Source organism: Corallococcus sp. AB030, from assembly GCF_003668965.1.
Taxonomy (GTDB): Bacteria; Myxococcota; Myxococcia; order Myxococcales; family Myxococcaceae; genus Corallococcus; species Corallococcus exiguus.
In genome coordinates, this window is record NZ_RAWQ01000070.1 from 34,368 (window position 1) to 41,867 (window position 7,500).

The window sequence follows — 7,500 nt, forward strand, 5'->3', positions numbered from 1 at the left end:
GCCGGCCGTGTTGCTGTTTCTGGGGATCGCCGCCGGGTGTGCACGCGAGTTCGTGGCGGGCGCTGCCCCGGTGAAGGATGACCGTTCGATAGTCTTCCCGCAGTTCTTCGATCAGACGCAGATCCAGGTCAGCACATCCGAGCAGCCCGTCGTGCTGGATGGAGCCGTGATCCGCGCCCTGACCTTGGCGGCGAATGATTATCTGCCTCCGGACCGGTCTGAAGCGCCGTGCACCGACAGGCGCATGTCACATGTCTTCAGGGTCATTCAGCGTGAAGACATCGTCTTCGTGCGCATCGATATGGACCCGTCGGCATGCGGCGGATCCCAGCCGGGACTCGACTCTGGGGTCCGGTATGCCATCAGCCGTGATGGCCGCATCCTTCGCCGGATCCTGGATGGGCTGGAGCCGTACATCCCTTTCGCGGACGGCGGTGTCATGGAGAAGGCCGCCCCTGGCGTCTCACCCTCCTTCGACCCGGCGCATCCGCGGCCCCTGCCCTTCCTGGACGCATCTTCGGACGCTGGCGTTGCCCCAGACGCAGGGGGAGCTGATGCTCAGGCCCCCTGACGCGACAGGCGCCGCTCCAGGCGCTCCAGGCGGAGCTGGTGGTCCTCCGGCAGCTCCACCGGGGCGGCGAGCCTGGCGTGGTACAGGGCCCGAGGCAGGTCCTTGAGGGAGTGCTCGTAGAGCTTCGTCAGGGACAGGTGCAACACCGCGCCCTGTCCGGGCTTCGCGAACGTGAGCGCACGCTGCAGGTGCGCCACCGCCGTGTCGCAATCCCCCGAGCGGCGGCAGAGGCGCGAGGCCAGCACCAGCGCTTCGATTCCCACCGGGCCTCCGCTCTCCGCGGCGGCCTTCGCGAACGTCAGCGCCCGCGCCGCGTCCCCTGCCCTCTCCGCCACCTGCGCGAAGCCCAGCAGATCCCGGGGGTCCTGCTGCTCCGAGCCTTCGGACTGGAAGCGGCGCACCAGATCGCCCATCAGCGCCGCCAGCAGCAGCAGGTCCTTCTGGTTGTGCTCCAGCACCGGCACCAGCTCCGAACCGTCCGTGCCGCGCAGGAAGCGGAAGTACAGCTCCGGGATCTGCGAACCATCCACGTCCCCGACCCGATGATGCCCCAGCACCTTTGACTCCAGGTGCACCAGCCGCGCGCCCTCGCCGCGGTGCTTGAACACGCGCCGCGCGCAGTGCAGCAGGTCCAGGTGCGGCAGCTCCTTCGGCACTGGCACCCGGTTGAGCACGAAGCGCGTGCGCAGCAGCGGCCAGTCGAAGCTCTTGCCGTTGTACGTGACCAGGCAGGACGACGACGCCATGCGCTCGGCCAGGAGGCGCAGCATGGGCGCCTCTTCTCCCATGCGCCTCAGGAAGAGCTGCTGCACGCGCATCGAGCGGCCTTCGAACCAACCCAGGCCCACCAGGAACGGCACCGTTCCCGTACCGCCCGCGAGCCCCGTCGTCTCCGTGTCCAGCATCAACATCCGCGTGAAGTCCACCGACTCCAGCTCCGGATGCAGCGCCAGCCCCGCCACCAGCCGCGCCTCCACGTCGAGCGCCGCCGCCACCGGTGCCGTGCCGTGACGATGGTCCGGCGCATACACCTGCTCGGCCACGTGCACCGTGCCATGCGGCGTCGCCCTCGCCTCCACGGGCAAGGCACGCGGCTCGGGGGCCGGCGCCACCGCCTTCCGAGCGGACGCCGTACCCTGACGCTCCGCCCAGAACGACAGCATCTGGCGCAGCGCTTCCACCCGTGGATCCGCGGGACCGTCCGCCGCACCGCCGCGCTTCGCCGCGAGCCGCCGCCGCGCCTCCTCGCGCAGGTCCACGAGACCGTCCGCCCGCGTGGCCTCGCGGTCAGCGACCTCCGCCTGCGCGGTACGCAATGCGGTCTCGGGAGGCTGCCCGCCGTCAGTCCCCTCCCCGTCCATCGACATGCGCTTGCGCAGCGCCTGGACCAGCACCTCCGCGATGGTGGTCGTGCCCGCCTCTTCCACCGGCGGAATCGGAGCCACCGCCGCGTCCTGCGCGCGCGCCTCCACCGCCGGTGTCTCCACGACGGTATCCACGGGCGCCCGGGCCTGACTGCCGGGGCCCGCGTTGGTGAGTCGGGACAGCTTGCGCTTCAGGTCCATGCCGCGCCCGTGCTCCTCACTGCACCCCGGCGACGCCGAGCGCCGCCAGCAGGTCCAACGCCAGCCGCTTGCGCGGATGCGACCCCGACGACGCGCTCCCCGGCTGCCCACCCGCCGCCGGCCCGATGCACGCCGGACACCCGTCCTCGCACGGGCACGACTCCAGCAACTTGCGCCCTCGCAGGAGCAGTTCCTCGCGCTGATCGTACAGCCGCGCCGCCAGTCCAACGCCACCGGGCACGTTGTCGTAGAGGAACAGCGTCGGATCGAAGCCCACGCCGCCTTCCTTGCGCGGCGGACCGTCCGGCTCGTCCTTGCTGCCCAGCGTGCGGCCCAGGTCTCGCGGGTCGCTCATCAACCCCACGCACGCCACCGTGCGCAGCGCGGAACCCAGGCCTCGAAGCGCGTCGATGACCGCGGGCCGGGGCGCGTCCATGCTCCGCACCACCGCCTCCGGCACCGTCAGCCACAGCGCCGACGTGTGCATCTGCATCTCCGGCAGCCGCACGTCGCCGTAGCCCACGTTCTCGTGCGTGTGGAACTTGATCTTCTTGTAGCCGACCACCTTCTCGATGACGGACACCTCGCCCAGGCCCGCGTGCAGCGAGGGCCCCAGCGGCGCTCCCTGGTCCTCCTGGATGACGCTCACGCGCACGTTCGTCATCGCGTCCGTGAAGTAGTCCGGCGCCACCTTCCGCACGAACGCCTTGTGGTTCTCCAGGTCCAGCATCTCCACCTGGTACTGCTCGGAGTCGTGCTGGTAGATGGCCTGTTCGTGCAGCTGCGTGTGCGCGGAGCGGAAGTCCATCTCCGCCAGCGTCTTGTCCGTGCCGCGCTCGATGACCACCACGTTGTCCCAGCCCACGCTGCGCAACGACACGTGGTGCGCCGGATACGCGTCCGACGACCAGTGGAACATCCGGCGCCCGCCCTCCGGCGCCTGCGACGGGTGCACCACCTGGTGCTGCGTGAGGAAGTCCAGCGCCTCCGTGGTGTTCTCCACCGGCACGTCGCCGAACGCGTCCCCTTCCTCGAAGGGCAGCTCGAACGCCGCGCACTTCAGGTGCTGGACCAAGATCTCCACGTTGTCCGGATCAATCCGCGCATGCTCCACCGGCGCTCCCGTGAGCGCGCGCGGATCCGCCGCGAAGTACTGATCCAACGGCGCGCTGGACGTCACCAGCAGCGCCAGGCTCCCCATGCCTCGCCGGCCCGCGCGGCCGAAGCGCTGCGCCAGCGCCGCCACGGAGCCCGGGTAGCCCGCGCACACCACCGCGTCCAACGAACCGATGTCGATGCCCAACTCCAGCGCGTTGGTGGCCACCACGCAGCGCACCTCGCCCGCGCGCATCGCGGCCTCCGTCGCGCGGCGGGTGCCCGGCAGGTAGCCGCCCCGGTAGCCCTGGATGAGCGACGGATCCAGCTTCTCCTCCACGAACCGGTCGCGGAGGTACTTGAGCATCACCTCCACGTTGTTGCGCGACTGGCCGAACAGCAGCGTGGACACCCCCGCGCGCACCAGGTCCGAGGTGAGCCGCACCGCGCTCTTCAGATAGCTGGCGCGGATGCCCAACTCCGCGTTCACCACCGGCGGGTTGTAGACCAACACCCGGCGCTCACCGGACGGCGCCCCGCTCTCCGACACGAGCGCCACCTCGCGCCCCAGCATCCGCTCCGCGTGCGCCTTCGGATTGCCGATGGTCGCCGACGCCAGGATGAACGTGGGCGATGCCCCGTGGAACCGCGCCACCCGCTGCAACCGCCGCAGCACGTTCGCCAGGTGCGAACCGAAGACGCCCCGGTACGTGTGCAGCTCGTCGATGACGACGTAGCGCAGGTTCGAGAACAGCCGCGCCCAGTTCGCGTGGTGCGGAAGGATGCCCGTGTGCAGCATGTCCGGGTTGGTGAGCACCACGCCCGCACGCTCGCGAGCCGCCCGGCGCGCGTCCCCCGGAGTGTCACCGTCGAAGGTGATGGCGCCATGGCCCAGGCCCGCCTCACGCATGAAGGCGCGCAGCGACTCTTCCTGATCGCGAGACAGGGCCTTGGTGGGGAACAGGTAGAGCGCCCGCGCTTCCGGCTCGCGCGCGAAGCGATCCAACAGCGGCAGGTTGTAGCAGAGGCTCTTGCCGGACGCGGTCGGCGTGGCGATGACCAGGCTCTCCCCGTCGCGGGCCCGCTCGAAGGCTTCGGCCTGATGGGAGAAGAGCTGCTCCACGCCCCGGCGCTTGAGCGCGTCCCGGACCTGGGGGGCCAGCCCCTCTGGCATCGGCGCGAACACGCCAGCGCGGGCGGGTGTCACGGCGTCATGGACGATGTTCGGCCACACCTGCCGGTCCGTCCGCCATCCCTGGAGGACGGCGTCCAGCCCGCGAGCCCCTGACCACGGCGTGCGGCGCGGGCCGGAGAAGGCCTCGGTTTCCTTCTCGGGCTTCATAGGGCCGGCCACTGTACAGACGTGTACCCGGAAGGACAACGCGCGTCAGGACCCACCACGGCGGTCTTTTGGGGGCCCATCACCCACATTCCCACCCGACAGTAGCCGGCTCGATTCCCTGCTGGACAGGCGGCTCCAGGGGACCTCGACGGGTCCGAGGAGCGGACCCTAGTGTCCCGCGCCCGTGGCGCTCGCGATCTTCCTGTTCACGTACATCTTCATCGCCGGGGCGAGGCTGCCCTTCATCAAGCTGGACCGTCCCGGAGGTGCCCTGCTGGGCGCCACGCTGATGGTCGTCGCCGGGGCCGTCACGCCCACGGAGGTCTTCGGTCACAGCGCGGACCGGAACCAGCAAGCCATCGACATGGACACCATCGTCCTCCTGCTGGGGATGATGCTGCTGGCCGTGTACCTGGCGCAGGCGAACTTCTTCCGCGCCGCCGGAGCCAAGGCCCTCAAGGTGGCTCACACGCCGCGGCTGCTCCTGGTGGCCGTGACGTTCGTGAGCGCGTTCCTGTCCGCGTTCCTCGTCAACGACACCGTGTGCCTGTTCCTCACGCCGCTGGTGCTGGTGGTGGTGGAGGACGCGCGCCTGCCACCGGTGCCGTACCTGCTCGCGGTGTGCATGGGCAGCAACAGCGGCTCCGTGGCCACCTTCACTGGCAACCCGCAGAACATGCTGATCCAGGGCGCGTCCGGACTGGGCTACGCGCGGTTCGCCGCGTACATGGCCCTGCCCGCCATCCTCTCCACCGTCATCGTCGCCCTGGCGCTGCTCTACCTCTTCCGCAAGGAGCTGCCGTCCGCGCGCTTCGACACGCACCCTCCCCCGCTGGAGGTGGACCGCCGGCTGCTCTCGCTGGGGCTGGGAGTCCTGCTGGGCGTGGTGGTGGCGTTCTTCGCCGGCCTGCCCATGAGCTGGAGCGCGCTCGCGGGCGGCGTGCTGGTGATGTCCCTGTCCGGGCACGAGCCGCGCGAGGCCCTGGAGCGCGTGGACTGGGTGCTGCTGCTCTTCTTCGCCAGCCTCTTCGTCGTCGTGTACGGGGTGAACAAGGCGGGCTGGGCGGAGGCCATCCGCCACGTGTTCTCCCCGCTGATGGCCGGGCCGCCGTGGCGCGAGACGCTGGGCTTCGCATTCCTGACGCTCGTGGCGTCCAACCTCTTCAGCAACGTGCCGTTCGTGATGCTCGCGCGCGCGTGGGTGCCGACCATGCAGGAGCCGGAGCTGGCGTGGCACGTGCTCGCGCTGGGCTCCACGCTCGCGGGCAACCTCACGCTGGTGGGCAGCGTGGCGAACCTCATCGTCTTCGAGGCCGCGCGCGGCAAGGTCCGCATGGGCTTCATGGACTACCTGCGCGTGGGCGTGCCCGTGACGTTGGTCAGCTTCGTCGTGGGCCTGGGTGTGCTCCTGGCGGAGCACGCCCTCTTCTAATCAAGCATCCGGATCCGGCAGCTCGCCCGGGGGCAGCTGGTGCTCGGGCGGAGTGGGCGCCGCCGCGGCGGGCGTGACAGCGGAGGGCACGGTGTCCGGCGCGGTGCTGCCCGAGGGGGCCGCGCCCTTGCGGTTCGCGGGCGTCAGGTCCTTCACGAACATGTCCGCCACCTTGTCCAACAGGGCCGTCATGGCCAGGCGGAACAGCTCCGGGTCCTTGCCGACCTTGAACGGATCCAGGTGCGGGGCACCCTGCTCCACTGCGTCCATGTCGAACGGCCGGTGCCACAGCTCCCAGCGCCCGTCCACCCGGAACATGCGCCCGTAACCCTTGAGGTAGGCCCCGGCGTGCCCGTCGTCGCTGCGCATGCCGTAGTCCTGGATGACGAACTCCACGATGGTGTCCGCGCCCAGCGGGGCCATCAAGTCGTAGTCCGGCGCGTTGGCGGGCACCTCCTCCACCAGGAAGCTCTCCAGCGCGGAAGCCACGCGGGCGGGATCCACCGCGTTCGTCCAGGGGGCCTCTTCCGGCAGGCGCGACAGGGTGGTCACGCGCAGGCGCTCGGAGAGCTCGAAGCGCGTCACCGCCTGCTGCAGCTTCACGGTGAGCCGGCGGTCCGCCTCCTTGGGCTCCAGCTTCTTGAGCTTGTCGGAGTACGCGCTGTCCTCCTGGAACACCTTGCTCTTGGGCCCCGCGCCGTCCTCGATGCGGGAGATGAATGCGGGCCGCTGGACCCGGTCCAGGTCCGCGCCGGAGAGGCGCTTGGAGGCGCAACCGGCGGTGAAGGCGACGAGGACTGCGGCGAATAGGACGCTTCGGCTTCGCACCATGGGGCCCAGGCTAGCCCATCCCCGCCCCCCTGGCCTGTTTGTGACCCACCGAAGGCCTGGGGAGTGTCCGGCACTGATATGCTGCCCGGCCGTGAATCCTCCCCCTTCTGTTCCTCCCGGCCCGGGCCCCAACCGCAAGCGGCGGTTGGGTGAGATCCTGATGGACGCCGGCCTGCTCACTGAAACCCAGCTGCGGACGGCGCTCGCCGAGCAGCGCAAGTGGGGCGGCCGGTTGGGCCTCACCCTGGTGCAGATGGGCGTCGTGGACGAAAGCTCCATGGTGCACGCCCTGTCGCGGCAGCTGGCCATCCCCACCGTGAACCTGGACACCCATGTCCCCGTTCCGAACGCGCTCCAGGCGCTGCGCGTGGACATCGCCGAGCGCTACACCGTCTTCCCCATCGCCTACGAACCCGGCTCCAAGACGCTCACCGTGGCTACGTCGGATCCCACCAACGTGGAGTCCCTCCAGGAGCTGGCCTTCCACTCCGGCCAGAAGCTCCAGGTGGTGGTGGCGACGGCGTCCTCCATCGAGCGCGCCATCCGGCACCACTACCACGGCGAGATCACCTCCACGGCCGCCACGCCGCTGAGCTTCGGCATGGACGAGGCCACCTTCGAGCTGTCCCCGCCGCAGCAGGCCGAACCCGCCGCGCCCCCGCGC

At 70.3% G+C, this 7,500-nt stretch carries 5 protein-coding genes and 1 pseudogene; 3 read left to right on the forward strand and 3 right to left on the reverse strand.

The annotated features are described in order from the left end of the window. The first annotated feature begins 7 nt into the window (after positions 1-7). Positions 8-571, forward strand: coding sequence for a hypothetical protein (locus tag D7Y15_RS18510; RefSeq protein ID WP_121753410.1), 564 nt, complete (start codon positions 8-10; stop codon positions 569-571). Here the strand turns inward: D7Y15_RS18510 and D7Y15_RS18515 are convergent. Both D7Y15_RS18515 and D7Y15_RS18520 read right to left on the reverse strand, forming a co-directional pair. After that, entirely contained in the window at positions 559-2,136 is a 1,578-nt protein-coding gene (locus D7Y15_RS18515) for a ribonuclease H-like domain-containing protein (RefSeq protein ID WP_121753411.1), read from the reverse strand. The genes D7Y15_RS18510 and D7Y15_RS18515 overlap by 13 nt on opposite strands. A 16-nt stretch (positions 2,137-2,152) precedes the next feature. Beyond that, positions 2,153-4,573 (reverse strand): DEAD/DEAH box helicase, encoded by a 2,421-nt coding sequence (locus D7Y15_RS18520; protein ID WP_199745944.1) that lies wholly within the window; start codon positions 4,571-4,573, stop codon positions 2,153-2,155. 184 nt (positions 4,574-4,757) lie between these two features. Here D7Y15_RS18520 and D7Y15_RS18525 point away from each other — a divergent pair, with 184 nt between their 5' ends. After that, entirely contained in the window at positions 4,758-6,005 is a 1,248-nt protein-coding gene (locus D7Y15_RS18525) for an SLC13 family permease (RefSeq protein ID WP_121753412.1), read from the forward strand. Here D7Y15_RS18525 and D7Y15_RS18530 read toward each other — a convergent pair whose 3' ends face one another. Continuing rightward, entirely contained in the window at positions 6,006-6,836 is an 831-nt protein-coding gene (locus D7Y15_RS18530; protein ID WP_172808442.1) for a hypothetical protein, read from the reverse strand. 91 nt (positions 6,837-6,927) lie between these two features. On the opposite strand from D7Y15_RS18530, the pseudogene D7Y15_RS18535 reads away from it, so the two are divergent. After that, a pseudogene (locus tag D7Y15_RS18535) lies at positions 6,928-7,500 on the forward strand (hypothetical protein); the annotation flags it as partial.

Coding starts and splice junctions, on each gene's coding strand:
- D7Y15_RS18515 (WP_121753411.1), bottom strand. CDS start 2,136: ATGGACCTGAAGCGCAAGCTGTCCCGACTCACCAACGCGGGCCCCGGC.
- D7Y15_RS18530 (WP_172808442.1), bottom strand. CDS start 6,836: ATGGTGCGAAGCCGAAGCGTCCTATTCGCCGCAGTCCTCGTCGCCTTC.
- D7Y15_RS18520 (WP_199745944.1), bottom strand. CDS start 4,573: ATGAAGCCCGAGAAGGAAACCGAGGCCTTCTCCGGCCCGCGCCGCACG.